Genomic DNA, 20,528 nt, shown 5'->3' with positions numbered 1-20,528 from the left:
TATTTTTATGAAAGTTGACTTAGTTTTTACAGATGTTTTTTAAATAATTATCCATCTGTATTTGAAATAAAGTCCCCCTCAATAAATCTTCAATTTCAGCAAGTTCTAATGATGATACAGCCATACTTACCTTGTCAGATGGGGTTTGTAATAAAAGAGATCTACATCCTCCAGACATTTCACAATTTTCACAAGTTTTCTGTGTTTTTGCTTCTGACAATTTATCTAAAAATAATTCTATTTCTTTTGTGGTTAAATGAAAACCTGTATCCCTAAATATTATTTGAGTAAGATTGGTTTTTACATTTTTCCATTTAAATGAGATTCCTATTTTGTTGTCATATATTCTATAAATGCTTTCCATAATCAAATTTATATGTGGCAAATATATATAATTTAGAATAATTCTAAATAAATTATTTTAAATCTTTTACTACTAGTTGTATTGATGTATTGCCGTTCCAAGTGTTTTCATCTAGATTGTATACGATATCGAAGTTGTTTTGGACTTTTTCTATTTTATGACCAAGACTAAAACCAATAGCCCCATATGTTTTTTTATCTGCTCCATAGATTATATTAAGTTTTAAATGACTTTTATCTGCTCCAACTTGTTTACCATACCCATTGTCTCTAACGCTAGATGATATAAATACAGGTTTCATGTTTTGTGGTCCGAAAGGTCCCATTTGTTTGATGATACGATAAAATTTAGAGGTAATTTCCGATAGCTCTAATTCTGCATCAATGGTAATTTCAGGGGTTAATAAATCTTTTTGAATTGTGGTTGAAACTACTTCTTCAAATTTATTTTTAAAACCTTCATATTGTTCAGGTAACAAGGTTAGTCCAGCTGCATATTTATGTCCTCCAAATTGTTCAATAAATTCTGAGCATTCCTCTAAAGCATTGTATACATCAAAACCTTTTACAGATCTTGCAGAGGCTGCTAGTTTATCACCACTTTTTGTAAAAACTAGCGTTGGTCTGTAATAAGTTTCAATTAACCTTGAAGCAACAATACCAATAACACCTTTATGCCATTTTTCATTATAAACAACAGATGTAAATTTATCTTTTTCGTTGTTCTTTTCAATTTGTTTAAGGGCTTCTTGAGTTATTTTAGCGTCTAATTCTTTTCTGTCAGCATTAAATTTTTCAATAGTAGAAGCGACTTCAATTGCAGCGTTAAAATCAAATTGAGTTAGTAAATCTACAGCAAAATTACCGTGTTTCATTCTACCAGCTGCATTAATCCTTGGTGCTATTGTAAAAACTACATCAGTTATGGTTAGTTCCTTTTTGTTTGTTTGATGAATAATTGCTTTAATTCCGTTTCTTGGACTGTTGTTAATTACTTGTAATCCATAATAAGTAAGTATTCTGTTTTCACCAGTAATAGGAACTATATCGGCAGCTATAGCGGTAGCTACTAGGTCCAGATAAGGAATGAAATCTTCTATAGTTTTATTGTTTTTTTCTCCAAGTGCTTGAATTAATTTAAAGCCAACCCCACAACCGCAAAGCTCTTTATATGGATACTTGCAATCTTCTCTTTTAGGATTTAGAATTGCAGTTGCTTTAGGGATTTTTTTTCCTGGTTTATGGTGGTCGCAGATAATAAAATCAATTCCTTTAGTTGAAGCATAGGCTACTTTATCAATGGCTTTGATACCGCAATCTAGTGCAATGATTAATGAAAATCCATTATCGTCAGCAAAATCAATTCCTTGAAATGAAACACCATATCCTTCTTTGTATCTATCAGGGATATAGGTTGCTACATTTTGGTATTCTTCTTTTAAATAAGATGACATAAGAGAGACAGCTGTTGTGCCGTCAACATCATAATCTCCATACACTAAAATATTCTCGTTATTTTTAATAGCTTTCTCTATTCTAGCAACAGCTAGATCCATATCTTTCATGGAATATGGATCATGTAAATTATCTAATGAAGGTCTAAAAAATCGTTTTGCTTCATCAAATGTAGTTATGCCTCGTTGGACTAATAATTTTGATAAGACGTTATCAATTCCAAGATCTAATGATAATTTTTGAACAACTTCAATATTAGGTTTTGACTTTAAAGTCCAACGCATATATTTTATTTTTAATGAAAATGAATAGCTATTTTAATATCTGCAAACCTTCTAAACATCTCCATTACTCCACAATACTTTTCAACAGATAAATTAACTGCTTTAGTAATTTTTTCTTCATCTAAGTTAGCACCAGTAAAATGATAGTCTACTGTAACAGTATGATAATATTTTGGATGTTTATCAGTCAGTTCTCCAGTAACATCCATTTTAAAATCATCAACAATTATTCTCATCTTTTTTAATAATGAAACGACATCTAAACCTGAACATCCAGCTAATGAAGACAGCATCATTGCCTTAGGGGCTAGTCCAGAGTTGTTACCTCCATTATCTTCAGATGTATCAATTAAAACCTTATGACCACTCGGATTGTCGGTTTCAAATTGCATGTTTTTGTTCCAAATTGTGGTTACTGTGTGTTGTGCCATAATTTATCTATTTTTGTTACTTAGGTAAGTTTGTGATTTATTTTAATTTTTTTTAATGAAAACAAACTTACACTAAAAATAGATTAATTAAAATAAAAACAAACAACAATGCCATTAGTAACACCATTATCTGCAAATCATGATGCAGACACAAAAAAACTAGCTGAATTTTTTAACGAAACGTTGGGGTTTTGCCCTAATTCAGTATTAACAATGCAACACAGACCAGCTATTTCAAAAGCTTTTATTAATTTGAATAAAGCAGTGATGGCTAATGAAGGAAGAGTTACATCAGCACTTAAAAGAATGATAGCTTGGGTTTCAAGTAATGCTACAGGATGTAGATATTGTCAAGCACATGCAATAAGGGCTGCGGAACGTTATGGAGCTGAACAAGAGCAATTAGATAATATTTGGGAGTATAAAACACACCCAGCTTTTAATGAAGGAGAAAGAGCTGCGTTAGATTTTTCATTTGCGGCAAGTATTGTACCTAATATGGTTGATGAGAAAATTAAAGAGAATTTATATAAATACTGGAATGAAGGGGAAATTGTAGAAATGCTTGGTGTTATCTCTTTATTTGGATACTTAAATAGATGGAATGACTCTATGGGAACAAGTATTGAAGATGGAGCTGTTGAAAGTGGAGAACAGTATTTAGGGAAACACGGCTGGAATAAAGGCAAGCATTTATAATTTTTTTTATATATTGTAATCAATAAAAGTCTTCTCTTTTGAGAAGACTTTTCTACTATAACCTTAAAGTAGATGTCCCCCCACAGTTCACCTAAGCTAAGTGCCACCACAAATTAAAAAAGATTTGTACAATAGGTAATTGTAAATTTTACAAAAAGACAAAATATCTTTTTGCATTTTTTAAGATAGATATCTTTATTTAAGGAATATATGAGTATAGAAAAAAATAAAATTTTTAATATTATAAGAAAGAAATTGCCTCCAAATGTATTATTTACTGAGGAAATTGCTGATGTTTTAGATATAAGTTATGATGCTTCATACAGAAGAATTAAAGGGAAAACATCCTTAGCTCTTGAAGAGGCATTGATTCTTGCTAAGCATTTTAAAGTGTCTTTGAACGAGTTATATGGTTTACAATCTGAAAACTCCCTATTTATAGATAAAAAAAGCTATGACAATACCATTGATGGGTTAGTTCAATTTTATAAAGAGTATTCTTATCATACTGAATCGTTTACTAAAAGTCAAGAAACATCAATAATCTACTCGGCAAAAGATATTCCTTTATATCACTTTAAAACAGATAATTTGTATTGGAAATTTAGAATTTATGTTCATTTGAATTTTCTGTATAGTGATGCTGATAATAAAATAGAATTTAAAAATTTTAAACCTTGTACTTCAATTTTTGAAAAAGTGAATAAGTTTAGAAGTAATTTTTTGAAAGCTAATATAACTGACATATGGGAAGACACAACAATTAATAGCTCTTTGTATCAAATATTTTATTTTTTTAAAATAAAATTGATAGAGAAAGAAGAGGCGTTACTTTTGTGTGATGAAATTACTTGTATGATACAAGAAATAGAAAAATCTGCAACACAAGGTTTTTTAAATCCTAATAAAGAAAAAAAGTTTAATTTGTACTACAGTAAACTTTTGAATTTAAATCATACTATTTTTTTTAAAACAAAAGGTAGGAAGAGTGTGTTGATTCCTTATAGCTCACTTTCACATATGAAAATTGAAAATGAAAGTATTAGTAATGAAATTGATATTCATTTGAAAAAACAAATGCAGTTTGCAAAGAAAATATCTGGTGATAGTGGAGAGGTTGATAGGAAAATATTTGTTACAACGATGTACGAAAAGATAGCTCAATTAAAATCTGAAATAGAATCAAAAGTGTTAATGTCTTTCATCTAAATAAAAACCTTGAGAATTTCTCAAGGTTTTTATTTTTATTTTTTTAGTAAATCTCTAATCTCTACTAATAATTCTTCTTGGGTAGGTCCTTTTGGAGCTTCTGGTGCAGGCTCTTCTTTTTTCTTCATTGCATTGATTGCTTTTACTACCATAAACATTACAAAGGCTACAATAATAAAGTCAATAACATGGGTTAAAAATTCACCATACATAATGGCTGTTTCACCAGTAACTTTGCCTGTAGCATCTGCTACTCCTTCTTTAAGAATGTATTTTAAAGATTTAAAATCGGCATTAAAAATTAAACCGATTAAAGGAGATACAATACCTCCAGTAAAAGAAGTTACTACTTGTTTAAAAGCAGCTCCCATTACAAAACCTACTGCAATATCGACTAAGTTGCCTTTCATTGCAAAGTCTTTAAACTCTTTGATTATTCCCATTTTTTTGATTTTAATAGTTAAATTGACCTCTAAAATAGAACAAAAATTACTTTTTAACTAATCTTTTAATCCTTTGTGAGATAGCAGTTAGTATTTCATAAGGTATAGTTTCACATTTATGAGCCATGTATTCTATGTGTTCTTGGTGGTTAAATAGAATAACTTCATCCCCTTCTTTACAGTCAATTTTAGTGACATCAACCATAATCACGTCCATGGAAACGTTTCCAATCATTGGCGCTGGCTGATTATTGATAATTACAAAACCATTTTTATTGCCAAGTTTTCTTGATATACCATCTGCATGACCTATCGGTATTGTTGCACTTCTTGTGGGTTGATTAGCAACAAAAGCTCTATTATACCCTACAGTTTCTCCAGGTTTAATTAGATGTATTTGAGATATAATCGATTTTAAGGTATGGGTGTTTTTTAATTGTTTCGTTTCTTCAATATTGTTGCCAAATCCATACAAACCAATGCCTAAGCGCACCATATCAAATTGAGCTTTAGGGTAATTTATAATCCCAGAAGTGTTTAAAATATGAATCATAGGTTCATATCCTAAATGATCATAAAGTTGTTTTACTATGTATGCAAAATTATTTATTTGTCCTACAGTAAACTCTTGTTCATTAACATCTTCACTTGCGGCTAAGTGTGAAAAAAATGACTGAATTTTAATGTTATTAGATTTTTTTAGTTCACTAATTATAGCAGGTACATCTGTATGCCAAAAACCTAATCTATTTAATCCAGTGTTAAATTTAATATGAACAGGGTAGTTCATAAGAGGTTTCTTGTCAGCTAAGTTAAGAAACGCATCAAAAATTTTAAAGTTGTATAAGCTAGGTTCTAACTTGTATTTAACAATTAATTCTAAGTTTTGAATTTGCGGATGAAACACTAAAATAGGTTTTTTAATCCCATTTTCTCTTAAAGTAATTCCTTCATTAGTATAAGCTACAGCAAAATAATCTACTTTATCTTCTACAATTTTTGCAATTTCAACAGATTCACTTCCATATCCAAACGCTTTAACAACTATCAAGACTTTTGTTTCAGGCTTAAGTTTTTGTTTAAAATATGTTAGATTATGTAAAACTGCATTTGAATCTATTTCTAAAATAGTTACATGATTATTATTCATCTGTAATTTTATTATCTTTACTAGAGTTTTGGATAGCCTTGTAGTAAGCTGCTCTACTTAAAGGTTCATATTCTTGGGTTTCACCTAGTAAAACTAAATCTTCATTTTGTGTTTTTCTATGGCTATAATGAGCTAAGTTTCCAGTATGAGTACAAACAGCATGCACTTTTGTAACATATTCTGCAGTCGCCATAAGTGCTGGCATCGGGCCAAAAGGATTTCCTTTAAAGTCCATATCTAAACCTGCAACAATAACTCTAACACCTCTATTGGCTAAATCATTACATACGGCTACTATTTCATCATCAAAAAACTGAGCTTCATCAATTCCAACTACATCAACATTATTTGCTAAAAGTCGTATATTAGATGATGCTGGTACAGCCGTAGATCTAATTCTATTGTCATTATGAGAAACTACTTCCTCATCATCGTAACGAGTATCTACTGATGGTTTAAAAATTTCTACACGTTGTTTAGCAAATTGAGCTCGTTTTAAACGTCTTATCAGTTCTTCTGTTTTTCCTGAAAACATCGAGCCGCAAATAACCTCGATCCACCCAAATTGTTCTGTATGATTTACTGTATTTTCAAGAAACATTTTGTAATTTTAAGCCCTGTTTATTAATATTTGTGTTACTTTCGAACAAAGGAACAAATTTATTAAAATTTAAGAGCAAAACTTAAAAACCCATAACAACTTATGCACAAAAAATTAGCATCAGATTTAACCAGTTTAGCACACAGTATTTTACAGATGAAAAATAAAGAAGATGTGTTACTGTTAAAGGAAAAAGCATATGAAGTTTATGAAAAACTTTCAGTTTTAGCATACGTAAATGAATATATTAACACGACTCCAAATGCTGAAGAGACAAAAGAAGATTTGTTAGAAAAAATTAAGGTAGCTGAAGATAAAAGAAACGAATTAAATAGCAAAAAAGCTATTTCTATGGACGAAGGAAAGCAGTATGCTGAAAATGACACCACTGAAAATGAGGTTTTACCCTCAATTGATGAAGAAAAAAAGATAAAAGAAGAAGGTGTTGAGGTCAAAACTTCTGAAATTGTTGAGGAAGTGATTCAAACAAGGGAAAGCACTTTACCTATTGATGCTAAAGAAAGTGAGTTGATTTCTGATAGTAAGGAGGTAAAAGAAGATGAATCAGAAATAGTAAATAACGAGGAAGGTTCAATTGGTAATACGAATACTAAAGAAATAATTGAAGAAATTATAGAACAACCTTTTGATGAGATAGAAAACTTATTATTTAATGATGTAGCTATTTCGAAAGATGATAGTAAAGATCTTGGTGAACGAAAAGCACCAACTTTAGAGGAGGAATTACAAGATACGTTACCTGTTGATGTAATGGCTAATTTGTTTGAAAAAGTAGATTCTAAAAAATCTCTGAATGACCATTTACAAAATACTATTCAAATAGGATTAAATGATAGAATTGCTTTTGTTAAACACCTTTTTGAAGGAAGTCAAAATGATTTTAATAGAGTTGTTTCTCAGTTAAATACCTGTAAAACAGAAAAAGAAGCTAAGAAGTTTATTAATAAGTTGGTGAAACCAGATTATAATTGGTCAGATAAAGAAGAATATGAAACTAGGTTATTAGAAATTATAGAGAGACGATTTGTTTAAAAGAAACAGATATTTTTAATATGGTTCCTATTTATAATTATATAGTACCTTTGACTTTTTAAAAGTTACAATAAATATGTTTACAGCTAAAGCAAATAAAATTTTTCAAGAAGTAATAAATGATTATCATATTAAAGATGATGTTTACCAAAATTTTGTAAATAAATATGATAAAGAAGAAGATTTAATTGCTCATTTACTTTATAGAAAATGTTGGATTGACACTGTACAGTGGCATTATGAAGATATTATTAGAGATCCAAATATAAATCCTGTAGACGCTTTGGTTTTAAAGAGAAAAATTGATGCATCTAATCAGGATAGAACTGACATGGTTGAGTACATTGATGCCTATTTTTTAGAAGAATTTAAAAATGTTACTTCTAAAAGTAATGCAACTATAAATACTGAAAGTCCAGCTTGGGGTATTGATAGATTGTCAATTTTAGCTTTGAAAGTATACCATATGAATGAAGAGGCAACAAGAGAGAATGCTTCTGAAAAGCATCAGAAAAATTGTCAGTTAAAGCTAGATGTTTTGCTAGAGCAACGTGTTGATTTATCATTGGCGATTGATACTTTACTTAATGATATTAAAGAAGGTGATAAGTATATGAAAGTATACAAGCAAATGAAAATGTACAATGATGATGAATTGAATCCGGTTTTACGTTCGCAAAAGTAAAATTTAATTGAGTGTAAAGAGTAAACATATTTTAATTATACGTCTTTCTGCAATGGGAGATGTAGCTATGACTGTACCAGTTATACGTTATCTAAATAAACAAAATAAAGGAGTAAAAATAACACTGCTAACTCGTGCCTTTTTTACCCCTTTTTTTAATGAGTTTGATAATGTAAACGTTTATACTCCAGATTTAAAAGGGAAACATAAAGGCTTTATAGGGTTGTTTAGGCTTTTTAAAGAGTTAATAAAATTAGATATTGATGTAGTTGCCGATTTACACAACGTGATTAGATCTAACGTTTTAGTTTCTTTTTTTAGAGTAAGAGGTATAAAGTGTGTACAATTAAAAAAAGGAAGAAAAGACAAAAAAAAGCTAACGGAATTAAACGAAAACAAAACATTATTTCACTTAAAAACGATGCATGAAAGGTATGCTGATGTTTTTAAAAAGTTAAACTTTTCAATTGATTTAAATATCGGTTCGAAGGTAGCTAAATTAGAAATTCCTCCTCATTTTAAAAAAGAATTCAATAGCTCTAAACTTATAGGGATTGCTCCTTTTGCAGCTTATAAAGGAAAAGCATTTCCGGTTAAAAAAATTAAAACTTTAGTAAAAGAACTTAGCGACCGAAAAAATTGTAAAGTTTTGTTGTTTGGTGGGGGAGATGTCGAAAAAAATCTTTTAGAAAATATAGCTAAAGATTATACGAATGTTTTTTCAATGGTAAAAAAAGGAACTTTTGAAGAAGAATTACGTATTATATCAAATTTAGATGTAATGGTTTCAATGGACTCAGGGAATGGACATATTGCTGCCATGTATAATATACCCGTAATTACAATTTGGGGTGTTACTCATCCTTGTTTAGGATTTACACCGTTTAATCAACCCATAGAAAATCAAATACTACCAGATTTGAAAAAATACCCTCTGATTCCTACTTCAACTTATGGAAAAGAACATCCAAAAGAATATATAAATTGTTTTGAAACAATATTGATTTCAGATATTGTAGAGCTTGTTAATATTTACACAAAATAAAAAAGAATATTTATGAATGTTATAAACATAAACTATTGGTGTTAACAAATATTCTATGTAACAAAGTAATATAAAGGTCTTCATTTTAAAATGAAGACCTTTATGTTTTTTGTAAGTTTATTTTCCAAATAGACGTTGAAAAAAGTTTTTCGTTTTTTTAGTAGCGTCTTTAATTTCTTCTTCGGCATCTTCAGCGAAATCAGCTATGTGTTCACTTGCTTCACCAACAATTTCTGAGGCCTTTTCAGATACATCTTCAAATGCTTGTTTAGCTTCTTTTGCAAATTCACTAGCTTTTTCTTTTACTTTTTGAGCCTCTTCACTGTCTAATATTTCAGTGATTGTTTCTTTAGCGTCTTCTGCAAAATCAGCTATTTTTTCACCAGCTTCACCTGCAATTTCTGAAGCTTTTCCTGATACATTTTCTAATGTTTCTTTTGCCTCCTCTGCAAATTCATTAGCCTTTTCTTTTACATTTTTAACACGATCACTTTCTAGAAATTCAGAAACTTTTTCTTCTGCTTTTTTTACAAATTCATTTGCTTTTTCAGAAACATCATTTACTGTTTCTTTAAAAGAGTCATTTTTTTTATTTAAATTTTCACTTGGTATTTTGTTCTCTTCTGACATTTTTATTGATTTATTTGATTAGCATAGGTTAAATTTTAGTTTTAAAACCATTCTTTTTGGTTTTGCTGATATATTTCAAAGAATTCTTCATCAGATTTGGTTAAATAAATTACCCCCTCTATAAAGGAAATTAACCACATTATGCCTGATAAAATTCCACAGGTTATTATAGTCAAAATTATTGTAAGAACTAGCGTAGTAACTCCTTCTTTTGTATAGCCTAATACGAATTTATGTAGGCCAAACCCACCTAGGAAAATAGCTAGAATGCCAGCTAAAATTCTTTTATTTTGCTTTTGAGGTTTAGGTATTGGCTTACCATTTTCGTCTACTATTTCCATATTTTATTTTTTGTAGTGTATCAAGATTATAAAAACTCTTTGTCTATGAATCTTAATGTCTCAATTTTGTTTGCTTATAGATCAACAATATAATCAAATTTAACGTGATCATTTTATTAATAGCTTTAATATCGCTTTTTTACTAAAAAGAGTCTATTGTCCTCTAGTTTTATGTTCTTCTTTTAGTGAAAGGTTACAGTTCTCATTTGAGTTAATTCACCGATTAAATTACTTGAGAGGTAGTATTTATAAAAAGTAAAGACTAAAAAGTTATATAGTGAAATAGCTTTGGGCAGTATAGGATAAATAAAAAGGTTGTCATGCTTATATATTATACTTTTTGCTCCTCTCTAGAAAGTCTTTTGAATATTGTTTTCCGTAGATTTTAAATTCCCCTCTGTTTTATAGACGTTTTGAGGTAGAAATTCATGAAGAAATTTCGCTTGTACTTCAAATATTATGAATTTGAAGTACAAGCGACTAAAATTTTTGTTTGACCTTGTTTACTATTGTTTGTGCAAGTTTTTTTTTGCTTTCTATTGTCCAGCCAGCCACGTGAGGAGATAGTATTACACGATCTGATTTTATCAAATACTGAAAAGCTTTTGGCATAAGAGCATCAGTAAATAAATTTTCAAAAGATTTTTTTTCATACTCTAAAACATCTAACCCGGCTCCTAAAATTTTCCCTGACTTTAGAGAGTCAACTAAATCTGAGGTGACTACAGATTTTCCTCTAGCAGTATTTATTAACCAAAAATTTTTCTTAAAATTATCAATAAATGCTTTATTAACCATGTTTACGGTTAGCTTTGTTTGAGGAGTATGCAAACTTAATACATCCACTTCTTCTTGAAGTTTGTTTAAAGATACTTGCTTGCAATTTTCATCACCAACATTATCTTTAATATCATAACATAGCACCTTCACATCAAATCCACGAAGTTTTTTAGCAAAAGCTTTTCCCATGTTTCCATAACCAATAATACCCACTGTTTTTCCGTCTAATTCAATACCTCTATTATCTTCACGAAGCCATTTTCCATTTCTAACCTCATTGTCAGCTTTATTTAGTTTATTGAATAAAGATAGAAGCATTCCTAAAGAATGTTCACCAACAGCATTTCTATTACCTTCTGGGGCTGATATTAAATGAATTTTCTTCATTCTAGCATATTCGCAATCAATGTTTTCTAATCCAGCACCAACACGGCCAATAAATTTTAAATTAGATGCTTTGTTTAAAAATTGCTTATCAATACTAAACCTACTTCGAATAATAATACCATCATACATTGAAATTTTAGCTTCTATTTCCTCTTTTGAGGAATTATAATCTTCATCGTTTATAAAACCAAAATCATTTAGTTGATTTATTAATAGAGGATGATTAGTATCTAAATGTAATATTTTCATGAGTTACTACAAACTAATATTGTTCTTTGTCGCTAGGAAAGTCCTGAGATTTTACATCACTAATATATTGTTGAAAGGCGTCTGTCATTTCAGCATACAAATCTAGGTACCTTCGTAAAAATCTAGGACTAAATTCGTGCGTCATTCCAATCATATCATGTGTAACTAAAACTTGACCATCTACACCACCTCCAGCTCCTATACCTATTACAGGAATTGTTAAACTTTTTGCAACTTCTTCAGCTAATTTAGCAGGAACTTTTTCTAAAACTAAAGCAAAACAACCTAGTTCTTCTAGAAGTTTAGCATCTTCTTTTAATTTTCTAGCCTCTTCTTCTTCTTTAGCTCTTACAGTGTATGTACCAAACTTATATATTGATTGAGGGGTTAAGCCAAGGTGTCCCATTACTGGTATTCCAGCTGTTAAAATACGTGATACAGATTCAGAAATTTCACTACCTCCTTCAAGTTTTACTGCATGTCCACCTGATTCTTTCATGATTCTAATCGCAGAATCTAAAGCGTTTTTTGAGTTTCCTTGGTACGTACCAAAAGGTAAATCTACGATGACTAAACATCTTTCAATAGCTCTTATTACTGAACTTGCATGATAAATCATTTGATCTAGGGTAATGGGTAAAGTAGTTTCATGACCAGCCATAACATTAGATGCAGAATCACCAACTAAAATAACATCAATTCCAGCCCCATCTAAAATTTTTGCCATTGTATAGTCGTAAGCAGTTAACATGGATATTTTTTCGTTGTTTGCTTTCATTTCAATCAACGACTTTACGGTAACTCTTTTGTATTGTTTTTTTGCTGTAGACATTATGTTTTTGTTTAGTCTGGTAAAAATAGGCATTTTTCAACAGATTAGTACTTCGTTAATCTTCTGTTAATTATATTTATCTAAGCTATCTTTTTATTAGTTTTAATTTTTTGAATTGATTTTGTGTACGTAAAATTAATATGAATTTTATTTTTTTACTATTACTTTAGTAGTGTACATAGTTTTTTCTTAAAAGACATAGAAATATTAGAAATCACTAATATTCAAACTAAAAAATAAGAATGAAAAAATTATTAATAGTATTTCTAATAACTTGCAATTGCTTTTCACAGCAAGCAAGTTTGTTTTCTCCTGAATTGTTTAAAAACTTACCAAATGTTCGTGACTTTTCAATGAGTAAGAATAAAAGTGAAATTTATTTTACTATTGAAAGTTATTGTAAAACATATTCTTTTATAGCTTGTATAAAAAGAACTGGGAAAAAGTGGGGCAAACCTAAAGCAGTTAGTTTTTCAGGAGAGTTTAAAGATTTAGAACCGTTTTTGTCTCCAGATGGTTTGAAGTTGTTTTTTGCATCGAATAGAAATGCTACTTCAACTGATGTTAAAAAAGACATTGATATATGGTATGTACAAAGAAATTCATTGAATGATGGTTGGTCCAGCCCAATTAATGTTGGAGATATTATTAATACTAATAAAAATGAATTTTATCCTTCGGTAACTAATAAAGGTGATTTGTTTTTTACTGCTGAGTACCCAAATTCTATTGGAAAAGAAGATATTTACGTAAGTAGGTTTATAAATAATACATATACAAAACCTGTACCTTTGAGTACTGCCATTAATAGTGATAAATATGAGTTTAATGCTTATGTTTCTCCAGATGAAAAAATTATTGTTTTTACTTCTTATGGAAGGGAAGATGATTTAGGAAGAGGTGATTTATATATAAGTAGAAAAGATAGCGAAGGCAATTGGTTGCCAGCTAAAAACTTAGGAGATAAAATAAACTCAAAAAAATTAGATTATTGCCCATTTATTGATATTAATGCTAATGTTTTATATTTTACATCAAATAGGACGAATGTGCCTAATCGGCTAAAAAGTAAACAAAATTTTAAAGAAATTATCCATACGATTAATAGTTTACCTAATGGTCTAAGTAGAATATACAGTACTTTTTTAAATAAAAAATAATGTATATTTGACCTAATGAACCCGAAGCAAAACAATAATATTTTATCCCCTGATAACTGGGTTGATGCGTATGCAGATTATTTATATAATTATGCTGTAGCTCGTGTCAATAATGAAGCAATAGCAAAAGATTTAGTTCAAGAAACTTTTTTTGCTGGATTAAAGTCCGCTAAAAATTTTGAAGGTAAATCTACAGAAAGAACTTGGCTTGTTTCTATTTTGAAGCGAAAAGTAATAGATTATTACAGGAAAATAAATTCAAAAAAAGGAAAAGCTGAAGTACGAATGAATTTCTATGAAGAAGGTGAGAATGGAGGTAACTGGATTGAAGAACGCGTTCCTCAGTCCTGGAGGAATGAAGCAGATTATACAATTGAAAACACAGAGCTTAAAAACCAAATAGATAAATGTATAGACAGTTTACCTGAAAAATATGCTATGGTTTTTAGGATGAAAACGATTCAAGAGTTTGAAACTGAAGAAATTTGTAAGGAACTAGATATTACGCCGTCGAATCTATGGGTTATTATTCATAGAGCACGAACTCAACTAAGAAATTGTATGGAAAAGAACTGGTTTAATAATTAATTTTATGTTTAAAAAATTTAAAATAACTTGTGATGAAGCTACAGCTATTTGTGATAAGGCACAATACGGAGAAGCTTCTTTATTTGAAAAAATTCAACTTAATTTTCATGTTTTAGTATGTAAATTTTGTAGGCTTTATTCTAAACAAAATAATATTTTAACTAGAGTATATAAAAGAAATGCGACCGAATGTAAAGCTAAGAAATTCTCTTTATCTGATGAGGCAAAGATTGCCTTAAAACAAAAGATAAAAGAGATAAGTTAATTTTTTTTGGTTTTTTAATAAAAACCAATTTTTGATTTTTTGTTAGATTGAAACGGAATTTGTTGTAAAGATAAATTCCGTTTTTTTAATTTTGTAATCCTAAATTACCAACTATGAATTTTTTACCTGATTTAATTGATGATTATGCTGTTAAGCATTCACAAAATGAACCCAAATTGTTGCAAGAACTGAATAGAGAAACTTGGCAAAAGGTATTGAACCCTAGGATGTTAAGTGGGTCTTTTCAAGGTAGGGTATTGTCTATGATTTCAAAGTTGATACAACCAAAGTCAATTTTAGAAATAGGAACTTATACAGGTTATTCAGCTTTATGTTTGGCAGAAGGTTTACATGATGACGGTTTTCTTTATACCATTGATAAAAATGAGGAATTGGAAGAGCTACAACTTAAATATTTTCAAAAGTCTGGTTTTCAAAATAAAATAAAACAATATATAGGTAATGCTATAGAAATTATTCCAACGATTAATTCAACATTTGATTTAGTTTTTATAGATGCAGATAAATCAAATTATTTAAACTATTTTGAATTAATAATAGGTAAGATGAATAAAGGAGGTGTCATTTTATCAGACAATGTACTATGGAGTGGAAAGGTTGTGGAAGATTTAAATCCAAAAGATATAGACACTAAAATACTTTTAGAGTACAATACATTACTAAAAGAAGATTCACGTTTAGAAACGGTTCTTTTACCAATTAGAGATGGCTTAACTATAACTAGAGTTAAGTAGAAGTAGTATTATTTTCTTTTTATTGGTCCTGTCAAGTCATCGATGTTATTTTTAACATCATTAACTTCTTTATTTATATCACGAACAAAGTCAGTTTCTATACCTTGGTTTTTTGCACTATCATTAATTTCTTTTTTAATGTCATTTGTGGCATCTTTTATTTGTCGCATACCTTTCCCTAATCCTCTAGCAATTTCAGGGATTTTATCTGCACCAAAAAGCATTACAACTATTAAAAGGATAATAAATATTTCAGGTTCACCAATAAATAAGAAAGTTGTATTCATATATACAAAGATAAATAAAATCAAGGTAATTACTATAGTTAAAAAAAGCCAAACTCAAATAGAGTTTGGCTTTTCTAATTATTAAAAGTAATTAATCTGCAAGAATAATTACTTTATTATCTTTCATTTCTAAAGTACCAGATTTGATGTTTAAAGTTAAAACTTTATCATCTGCAGGAAGTTTTTCAATGCTTCCATGCAAATCATCAAAAGATAAATGAGTTTGTGTATGCACATGAATTTTAATACTTCCTTTATCTAAAATAGATACTATAGGAGCATGGTTATTTAGCATTTGAAATTCACCATCAATACCAGGTACAGTAACAGAATCTACTTTTGATGAAAATAAAATAGCTTCTGGAGTTACGATTTCTAAAAACATAATTTTAAAGTTTTTAGCTTTTAGTTCTAGTTTTAGTTATCATATAACTCAAAACTTAAAACTTAAAACTGGTTTACGCTTCTGCTAACATTTTTTCTCCAGCATCAATTGCTTCTTGAATAGAACCTCTTAAGTTAAAAGCTGCTTCTGGATATTTATCTAACTCACCATCCATAATCATATTAAAGCCTTTAATAGTGTCTTTAATATCAACTAAACATCCTGGAATTCCAGTAAATTGTTCAGCTACGTGGAACGGTTGAGATAAGAAACGTTGAACACGACGTGCTCTATGAACTACTAATTTATCTTCTTCAGATAATTCTTCCATCCCTAAGATTGCAATAATATCTTGTAATTCTTTGTATCGTTGTAAAATTTCTTTTACTCTTTGAGCCGTGTTATAGTGTTCATCACCTAAAACTTCAGCAGTTAAAATTCTTGAAGTAGAATCTAAAGGATCAACTGCAGGGTAAATACCTAACTCAGCAATTTTACGAGATAATACTGTAGTAGCATCTAAGTGAGCAAAGGTTGTAGCAGGTGCTGGATCTGTTAAATCATCTGCAGGTACATAAACTGCTTGTACAGATGTAATCGATCCTTTCTTAGTAGAAGTAATACGTTCTTGCATTGCTCCCATTTCTGTTGCTAAGGTTGGTTGATAACCTACGGCAGAAGGCATACGTCCTAATAAAGCTGATACCTCAGAACCTGCTTGAGTAAAACGGAATATATTATCTACGAAAAATAATACATCTTTACCTTGAGCCTCACCAGCTCCATCACGGAAATATTCAGCAATTGTTAATCCTGATAATGCAACACGAGCACGTGCACCAGGTGGCTCATTCATTTGTCCAAAAACAAAAGTAGCTTTAGAGTCTCTCATTCCAGGTTTATCAACTTTAGATAAGTCCCATCCACCATCTTCCATAGAATGCATAAAATCATCTCCATATTTGATAATTCCAGATTCTAACATCTCTCTTAATAAGTCGTTTCCTTCACGAGTTCTTTCACCAACACCAGCAAATACAGATAATCCTCCGTGACCCTTTGCAATATTGTTAATTAACTCTTGAATTAATACAGTTTTACCTACTCCTGCACCACCAAATAATCCAATTTTACCTCCTTTTGCGTAAGGTTCAATTAAATCAATTACTTTAATACCTGTAAATAATACTTCTGTAGAAGTAGATAGTTCATCAAATTTAGGTGCTAAACGGTGTATTGGTAAACCAGTTTCACCTGTTTTAGGTAAATCACCTAAACCATCAATAGCGTCACCTGTTACATTAAATAAACGACCATAAATGTCATTACCTATTGGCATTTGAATAGGGTTACCAGTAGCTACAACTTCTGTACCTCTACTTAAACCATCAGTTGCATCCATTGAAATGGTACGAACTGTATCTTCACCAATATGTTGTTGAACTTCTAGAACCAAAATTGATCCATCAGCTTTTTTAATTTCTAATGAGTCATAAATTTTTGGTAACTCAGCATTTTCTGTATTAAACTCAACATCGATAACTGGACCAATTATTTGAGAAACTTTACCTGTTATTGTAGACATTACTTATATGTAATTAAAGTTATTTATTTTGTTAAGTGAGAATTAACTCATTTTTTCAAGGTGCAAAGGTAAATTTTTAATAGCGAATTTAAAAATGTTTAAAGATATTTTTACGTATTTTTTATATACAAAAAAAGGCTTCACTAAGAAGTGAAGCCTTTTTGTATAAGTGTGTGTTTAAATTATTTTACTAATTTAATTTCTACACGTCTGTTTTGAGCTCTACCAGCTCTTGTTTTGTTATTAGCAATTGGATAATCTTCTCCAAAACCAGCAGAAGTTAATCTGTTTGCAGGGATTCCAGCTTTGTTAATTAAGTAATCTAAAACAGCTTTAGCTCTTCTTTCAGATAACTTTAAGTTATTAGCTGCTCTACCTTGGCTATCAGTGTGACCTTGTATGCTAAAGTTAGCTTTAGGGTATTCTTTCATGATAGAACCAATTAAATCTAATTTTCCGCTTACTCCAGCTCTAAATGTTGTTCTTCCTGAGTTAAAGTAAATAGCTCTTGCGAAATCATTTAATTTCTTAACAGCTTCTTCTTTGATTATTACCTCAGGACATCCATTGTTAGATGCTACACCTTTTACATTAGGACATTTATCATCTTTGTCTAATACACCGTCTCCGTCAGTATCAGGCCAAGGACAACCACCATTCGCAGCAGGTCCTGCTTGGTTAGGACATTTATCTGTATTGTCAGCAACACCATCACCATCAGCATCAGGACAACCGTTCATAGCTTTAGTTCCAGCTTTAGTAGGACATGCATCGTCTTTATCAGCAATACCATCACCATCAGCATCAGGACAACCGTTTAATGCAGCTAAACCAGCAACTTCTGGACATGCATCGTCAGAATCTTTGATTCCATCGCCATCAGCATCAGGACATCCGTTGAATTCTTTTAAACCAGCAACTTCTGGACATGCGTCATCTTTGTCATATACACCATCACCGTCAGTATCTTTTCCACCAAATTTAAATACTAAACCTATAGAGTGTTGGAAGTGATCTCTAACTTTGTCAGAAAATTCTTTTTTACCACCAGACTGGAAGTTTAAACCTAAGTTGTCATTAAACCAAGTGTTAAAACCTACACCAGCATTTAAAGTTCCTTCTCCTAAATCTCCTAAGTTAGCATAACCACCACCTAAGTATACATAAGGATCAAACCATGAAGTATCACCAAACAAATTGTTTAAGTCATATTTTACGTTTGCATCGATAGCCCAGTAAAGCTCATCCATGTCGTTTTCAGCGCTAAAAGTTTCAATTTTGTTTAAAGAACCAGCTAATTGTAATGTGAATCCATCGTTTAAGTATCTGTCAACAGAAATTCTTGAAACTGAAGGTAAGATATTCCAGTCACTAGTACCGATGTAATCTTTAGCATACTCGCTAAATTCAGTTGGTATTCTAAAGTCAACAGCGTTAACCCCGAATCCAACTACCCATGGATTGTCTGAATCCTGTGCGCTTGCCGTTCCAATTGTTGCGAACGTAAACAAAGCCATCACAGCTAATTTTAAGTGTTTCATTATTAAAAATTTAAATTAAAAGTTCGTTTATATACAACGCAAATGTAAGTTGTTAAAACTTATTTACAAAAACAAATCTACAAAAACTTACAAGAAAAGCAAGTTTTTTTAGAGTATTATCTATATTACCTTTAGTTCCTTACCGATTTTAATAAATGCAGTTATTGCCTTATCTAAATGTTTTTTATCATGTGCTGCAGAAAGCTGAACTCTTATGCGTGCTTGCTCCTTTGGTACCACAGGGTAAAAGAATCCGATAACATATATTCCTTCTTCTAGAAGTTTTTCAGACATGATTTGAGATAGCTTTGCATCATACAGCATTACTGGTACTATAGCAGCATCTGCTCCTACTAAGTCAAAACCAGCTTTTTCCATTTCACTTCTAAAATAATTAGTATTCCATTCTAATTTGTCTCGTAAGGTAGTGTCTTTTGATAATAGGTCAAAAACTTTTAAAGAAGCCCCTACAATTGCTGGTGCTAATGAGTTTGAAAATAGGTATGGACGAGAGCGTTGACGTAGAATTTCTATTATTTCTTTTTTAGCTGTTGTGTATCCACCCATTGCTCCACCAAGAGCTTTTCCTAGGGTACCGGTTACTATATCAACTCTACCTAAAACATTCTTCAATTCTAAAGTACCACGTCCAGTTTTACCAATAAATCCAGCAGCATGGCATTCATCTACCATTACTAATGCATCATACTTGTCAGCTAAATCACATATTTCATCTAATTTAGCAACAATACCATCCATAGAAAATACACCGTCAGTAACAATTATTTTAAATCTATGATTTTGTTTGTTAGCTTCTATAAGTTGTTCTTCTAAAGAAGTCATGTCGTTATTGTTGTAACGATAACGAGCAGCTTTACACAAACGAACACCGTCTATAATTGAAGCATGATTTAAACTATCAGAAATAATTGCATCTTCTTTAGTCAATAAAGGCTCGAAAACACCACCATTTGCATCAAAAGCAGCTGCGTATAGTATTGTGTCTTCTGTTTGGTAGAATTCTGCTATCTTTTGTTCTAATTGTTTGTGAATGTCTTGTGTTCCACAAATGAATCGTACTGAGGACATTCCAAATCCATGAGTATCCATTACATCTTTAGCGGCTTGTATTACTTCAGGGTTATTTGATAGGCCCAAATAATTGTTTGCACAGAAGTTGATAACTTCTTCTCCTGTTGAAACTTTAATGACAGCATCTTGTGATGATGTTATAATGCGTTCTGATTTATATAATCCGGCATTTTTAATGTCTTGGATTTCTTTTTGTAAATGATTTTTTATATCTCCGTACATGTTGTTTGAAT

At 30.4% G+C, this 20,528-nt stretch carries 24 protein-coding genes; 9 read left to right on the top strand and 15 right to left on the bottom strand.

Going from position 1 to position 20,528, the window contains the following annotated elements:
* Positions 1-19: 19 nt before the first annotated feature.
* Genes ACMFBB_RS10025 through ACMFBB_RS10015 form a run of 3 tightly spaced genes read right to left on the bottom strand, consistent with a single transcriptional unit; the run spans position 20 to position 2,533 of the window.
* On the bottom strand, positions 20-364 hold the full coding sequence (locus ACMFBB_RS10025; RefSeq protein WP_435264243.1) for a hypothetical protein: 345 nt from the start codon (positions 362-364) through the stop codon (positions 20-22).
* 52 nt (positions 365-416) lie between these two features.
* Positions 417-2,102: a single-stranded-DNA-specific exonuclease RecJ gene (gene recJ / locus ACMFBB_RS10020; RefSeq protein WP_435264242.1), complete on the bottom strand. Its 1,686-nt coding sequence runs from the start codon at positions 2,100-2,102 to the stop codon at positions 417-419.
* Positions 2,103-2,113: 11 nt separating this feature from the next.
* Entirely contained in the window at positions 2,114-2,533 is a 420-nt protein-coding gene (locus tag ACMFBB_RS10015) for an OsmC family protein (RefSeq protein ID WP_435264241.1), read from the bottom strand.
* Between the two features lie 108 nt (positions 2,534-2,641).
* Between ACMFBB_RS10015 and ACMFBB_RS10010 the strand changes: the two genes are divergently transcribed.
* The gene (locus tag ACMFBB_RS10010) at positions 2,642-3,232 is read left to right on the top strand and encodes a carboxymuconolactone decarboxylase family protein (RefSeq protein ID WP_435264240.1); all 591 of its coding nucleotides are present in this window, start codon (positions 2,642-2,644) and stop codon (positions 3,230-3,232) included.
* 210 nt (positions 3,233-3,442) lie between these two features.
* A complete protein-coding gene (locus tag ACMFBB_RS10005) occupies positions 3,443-4,441 on the top strand; it encodes a hypothetical protein (RefSeq protein ID WP_435264239.1) in 999 nt (332 codons plus the stop codon).
* A gap of 35 nt (positions 4,442-4,476) precedes the next feature.
* Here ACMFBB_RS10005 and mscL read toward each other — a convergent pair whose 3' ends face one another.
* Genes mscL through ACMFBB_RS09990 form a run of 3 tightly spaced genes read right to left on the bottom strand, consistent with a single transcriptional unit; the run spans position 4,477 to position 6,635 of the window.
* Positions 4,477-4,878, bottom strand: a complete 402-nt coding sequence (gene mscL, locus ACMFBB_RS10000) for a large-conductance mechanosensitive channel protein MscL (protein ID WP_435264293.1) — start codon at positions 4,876-4,878, stop codon at positions 4,477-4,479.
* A gap of 52 nt (positions 4,879-4,930) precedes the next feature.
* The gene (gene alr / locus ACMFBB_RS09995) at positions 4,931-6,034 is read right to left on the bottom strand and encodes an alanine racemase (protein WP_435264238.1); all 1,104 of its coding nucleotides are present in this window, start codon (positions 6,032-6,034) and stop codon (positions 4,931-4,933) included.
* Positions 6,027-6,635 carry a thymidine kinase gene (locus ACMFBB_RS09990; protein WP_435264237.1) on the bottom strand — a complete coding sequence of 203 codons (609 nt, stop codon included), beginning with the start codon at positions 6,633-6,635 and terminating at the stop codon, positions 6,027-6,029. The genes alr and ACMFBB_RS09990 overlap by 8 nt, the downstream gene beginning before the upstream one ends.
* Before the next feature lie 102 nt (positions 6,636-6,737).
* On the opposite strand from ACMFBB_RS09990, the gene ACMFBB_RS09985 reads away from it, so the two are divergent.
* The 3 genes from ACMFBB_RS09985 (at position 6,738) to ACMFBB_RS09975 (ending at position 9,418) form a co-directional block, all read left to right on the top strand.
* Entirely contained in the window at positions 6,738-7,688 is a 951-nt protein-coding gene (locus ACMFBB_RS09985; protein ID WP_435264236.1) for a hypothetical protein, read from the top strand.
* A 76-nt stretch (positions 7,689-7,764) separates the two neighbouring features.
* Positions 7,765-8,373: a DUF4254 domain-containing protein gene (locus ACMFBB_RS09980; protein WP_435264235.1), complete on the top strand. Its 609-nt coding sequence runs from the start codon at positions 7,765-7,767 to the stop codon at positions 8,371-8,373.
* Positions 8,374-8,380: 7 nt separating this feature from the next.
* Positions 8,381-9,418 carry a glycosyltransferase family 9 protein gene (locus ACMFBB_RS09975; RefSeq protein ID WP_435264234.1) on the top strand — a complete coding sequence of 346 codons (1,038 nt, stop codon included), beginning with the start codon at positions 8,381-8,383 and terminating at the stop codon, positions 9,416-9,418.
* 117 nt (positions 9,419-9,535) lie between these two features.
* On the opposite strand, the gene ACMFBB_RS09970 is transcribed toward ACMFBB_RS09975, so the two are convergent.
* The 4 genes from ACMFBB_RS09970 to panB all read right to left on the bottom strand — a co-directional run bounded on the left by ACMFBB_RS09970 (position 9,536) and on the right by panB (position 12,637).
* The gene (locus ACMFBB_RS09970) at positions 9,536-10,048 is read right to left on the bottom strand and encodes a hypothetical protein (RefSeq protein WP_435264233.1); all 513 of its coding nucleotides are present in this window, start codon (positions 10,046-10,048) and stop codon (positions 9,536-9,538) included.
* Between the two features lie 41 nt (positions 10,049-10,089).
* The gene (locus ACMFBB_RS09965; protein ID WP_435264232.1) at positions 10,090-10,389 is read right to left on the bottom strand and encodes a TM2 domain-containing protein; all 300 of its coding nucleotides are present in this window, start codon (positions 10,387-10,389) and stop codon (positions 10,090-10,092) included.
* A gap of 480 nt (positions 10,390-10,869) precedes the next feature.
* Positions 10,870-11,805, bottom strand: coding sequence for a 2-hydroxyacid dehydrogenase (locus ACMFBB_RS09960; RefSeq protein WP_435264231.1), 936 nt, complete (start codon positions 11,803-11,805; stop codon positions 10,870-10,872).
* A 13-nt stretch (positions 11,806-11,818) separates the two neighbouring features.
* Positions 11,819-12,637: a 3-methyl-2-oxobutanoate hydroxymethyltransferase gene (panB, locus tag ACMFBB_RS09955; RefSeq protein ID WP_435264230.1), complete on the bottom strand. Its 819-nt coding sequence runs from the start codon at positions 12,635-12,637 to the stop codon at positions 11,819-11,821.
* 242 nt (positions 12,638-12,879) lie between these two features.
* On the opposite strand from panB, the gene ACMFBB_RS09950 reads away from it, so the two are divergent.
* From ACMFBB_RS09950 to ACMFBB_RS09935, 4 genes are all read left to right on the top strand, one after another.
* A complete protein-coding gene (locus ACMFBB_RS09950) occupies positions 12,880-13,797 on the top strand; it encodes a TolB family protein (RefSeq protein WP_435264229.1) in 918 nt (305 codons plus the stop codon).
* 15 nt (positions 13,798-13,812) lie between these two features.
* Positions 13,813-14,385 carry a sigma-70 family RNA polymerase sigma factor gene (locus ACMFBB_RS09945; protein WP_435264228.1) on the top strand — a complete coding sequence of 191 codons (573 nt, stop codon included), beginning with the start codon at positions 13,813-13,815 and terminating at the stop codon, positions 14,383-14,385.
* 4 nt (positions 14,386-14,389) lie between these two features.
* Positions 14,390-14,650 (top strand): hypothetical protein, encoded by a 261-nt coding sequence (locus tag ACMFBB_RS09940; protein ID WP_435264227.1) that lies wholly within the window; start codon positions 14,390-14,392, stop codon positions 14,648-14,650.
* 113 nt (positions 14,651-14,763) lie between these two features.
* Positions 14,764-15,405: an O-methyltransferase gene (locus ACMFBB_RS09935; RefSeq protein ID WP_435264226.1), complete on the top strand. Its 642-nt coding sequence runs from the start codon at positions 14,764-14,766 to the stop codon at positions 15,403-15,405.
* A gap of 8 nt (positions 15,406-15,413) precedes the next feature.
* Here the strand turns inward: ACMFBB_RS09935 and ACMFBB_RS09930 are convergent, their stop codons facing one another.
* The 5 genes from ACMFBB_RS09930 to kbl form a co-directional block, all read right to left on the bottom strand.
* Positions 15,414-15,692: a Sec-independent protein translocase subunit TatA/TatB gene (locus ACMFBB_RS09930; protein WP_435264225.1), complete on the bottom strand. Its 279-nt coding sequence runs from the start codon at positions 15,690-15,692 to the stop codon at positions 15,414-15,416.
* 91 nt (positions 15,693-15,783) lie between these two features.
* Entirely contained in the window at positions 15,784-16,077 is a 294-nt protein-coding gene (locus ACMFBB_RS09925) for a FoF1 ATP synthase subunit delta/epsilon (RefSeq protein WP_435264224.1), read from the bottom strand.
* A gap of 73 nt (positions 16,078-16,150) precedes the next feature.
* Entirely contained in the window at positions 16,151-17,662 is a 1,512-nt protein-coding gene (atpD, locus tag ACMFBB_RS09920) for a F0F1 ATP synthase subunit beta (protein WP_435264223.1), read from the bottom strand.
* A 182-nt stretch (positions 17,663-17,844) separates the two neighbouring features.
* A complete protein-coding gene (locus ACMFBB_RS09915; protein ID WP_435264222.1) occupies positions 17,845-19,203 on the bottom strand; it encodes an OmpA family protein in 1,359 nt (452 codons plus the stop codon).
* A 120-nt stretch (positions 19,204-19,323) separates the two neighbouring features.
* Positions 19,324-20,517 carry a glycine C-acetyltransferase gene (kbl, locus tag ACMFBB_RS09910; protein WP_435264221.1) on the bottom strand — a complete coding sequence of 398 codons (1,194 nt, stop codon included), beginning with the start codon at positions 20,515-20,517 and terminating at the stop codon, positions 19,324-19,326.
* Between the last annotated feature and the right edge of the window lie 11 nt (positions 20,518-20,528).

It is taken from the genome of Tenacibaculum sp. nBUS_03, from assembly GCF_051201695.1.
Classification (GTDB): domain Bacteria; phylum Bacteroidota; class Bacteroidia; order Flavobacteriales; family Flavobacteriaceae; genus Polaribacter.
Note: the sequence above shows the minus strand (reverse complement) of the source record. Positions and strands in the feature narration are given on the sequence as shown.

Bases quoted from the DNA above. Each gene is read 5' to 3' on its own strand.
- ACMFBB_RS10025 (WP_435264243.1), bottom strand. From the start codon at position 364: ATGGAAAGCATTTATAGAATATATGACAACAAAATAGGAATCTCATTT.
- recJ (WP_435264242.1), bottom strand. From the start codon at position 2,102: ATGCGTTGGACTTTAAAGTCAAAACCTAATATTGAAGTTGTTCAAAAA.
- ACMFBB_RS10015 (WP_435264241.1), bottom strand. From the start codon at position 2,533: ATGGCACAACACACAGTAACCACAATTTGGAACAAAAACATGCAATTT.
- ACMFBB_RS10010 (WP_435264240.1), top strand. From the start codon at position 2,642: ATGCCATTAGTAACACCATTATCTGCAAATCATGATGCAGACACAAAA.
- ACMFBB_RS10005 (WP_435264239.1), top strand. From the start codon at position 3,443: ATGAGTATAGAAAAAAATAAAATTTTTAATATTATAAGAAAGAAATTG.
- alr (WP_435264238.1), bottom strand. From the start codon at position 6,034: ATGAATAATAATCATGTAACTATTTTAGAAATAGATTCAAATGCAGTT.
- ACMFBB_RS09990 (WP_435264237.1), bottom strand. From the start codon at position 6,635: ATGTTTCTTGAAAATACAGTAAATCATACAGAACAATTTGGGTGGATC.
- ACMFBB_RS09985 (WP_435264236.1), top strand. From the start codon at position 6,738: ATGCACAAAAAATTAGCATCAGATTTAACCAGTTTAGCACACAGTATT.
- ACMFBB_RS09980 (WP_435264235.1), top strand. From the start codon at position 7,765: ATGTTTACAGCTAAAGCAAATAAAATTTTTCAAGAAGTAATAAATGAT.
- ACMFBB_RS09970 (WP_435264233.1), bottom strand. From the start codon at position 10,048: ATGTCAGAAGAGAACAAAATACCAAGTGAAAATTTAAATAAAAAAAAT.
- ACMFBB_RS09965 (WP_435264232.1), bottom strand. From the start codon at position 10,389: ATGGAAATAGTAGACGAAAATGGTAAGCCAATACCTAAACCTCAAAAG.
- ACMFBB_RS09960 (WP_435264231.1), bottom strand. From the start codon at position 11,805: ATGAAAATATTACATTTAGATACTAATCATCCTCTATTAATAAATCAA.
- panB (WP_435264230.1), bottom strand. From the start codon at position 12,637: ATGTCTACAGCAAAAAAACAATACAAAAGAGTTACCGTAAAGTCGTTG.
- ACMFBB_RS09950 (WP_435264229.1), top strand. From the start codon at position 12,880: ATGAAAAAATTATTAATAGTATTTCTAATAACTTGCAATTGCTTTTCA.
- ACMFBB_RS09945 (WP_435264228.1), top strand. From the start codon at position 13,813: ATGAACCCGAAGCAAAACAATAATATTTTATCCCCTGATAACTGGGTT.
- ACMFBB_RS09940 (WP_435264227.1), top strand. From the start codon at position 14,390: ATGTTTAAAAAATTTAAAATAACTTGTGATGAAGCTACAGCTATTTGT.
- ACMFBB_RS09935 (WP_435264226.1), top strand. From the start codon at position 14,764: ATGAATTTTTTACCTGATTTAATTGATGATTATGCTGTTAAGCATTCA.
- ACMFBB_RS09930 (WP_435264225.1), bottom strand. From the start codon at position 15,692: ATGAATACAACTTTCTTATTTATTGGTGAACCTGAAATATTTATTATC.
- ACMFBB_RS09925 (WP_435264224.1), bottom strand. From the start codon at position 16,077: ATGTTTTTAGAAATCGTAACTCCAGAAGCTATTTTATTTTCATCAAAA.
- atpD (WP_435264223.1), bottom strand. From the start codon at position 17,662: ATGTCTACAATAACAGGTAAAGTTTCTCAAATAATTGGTCCAGTTATC.
- ACMFBB_RS09915 (WP_435264222.1), bottom strand. From the start codon at position 19,203: ATGAAACACTTAAAATTAGCTGTGATGGCTTTGTTTACGTTCGCAACA.
- kbl (WP_435264221.1), bottom strand. From the start codon at position 20,517: ATGTACGGAGATATAAAAAATCATTTACAAAAAGAAATCCAAGACATT.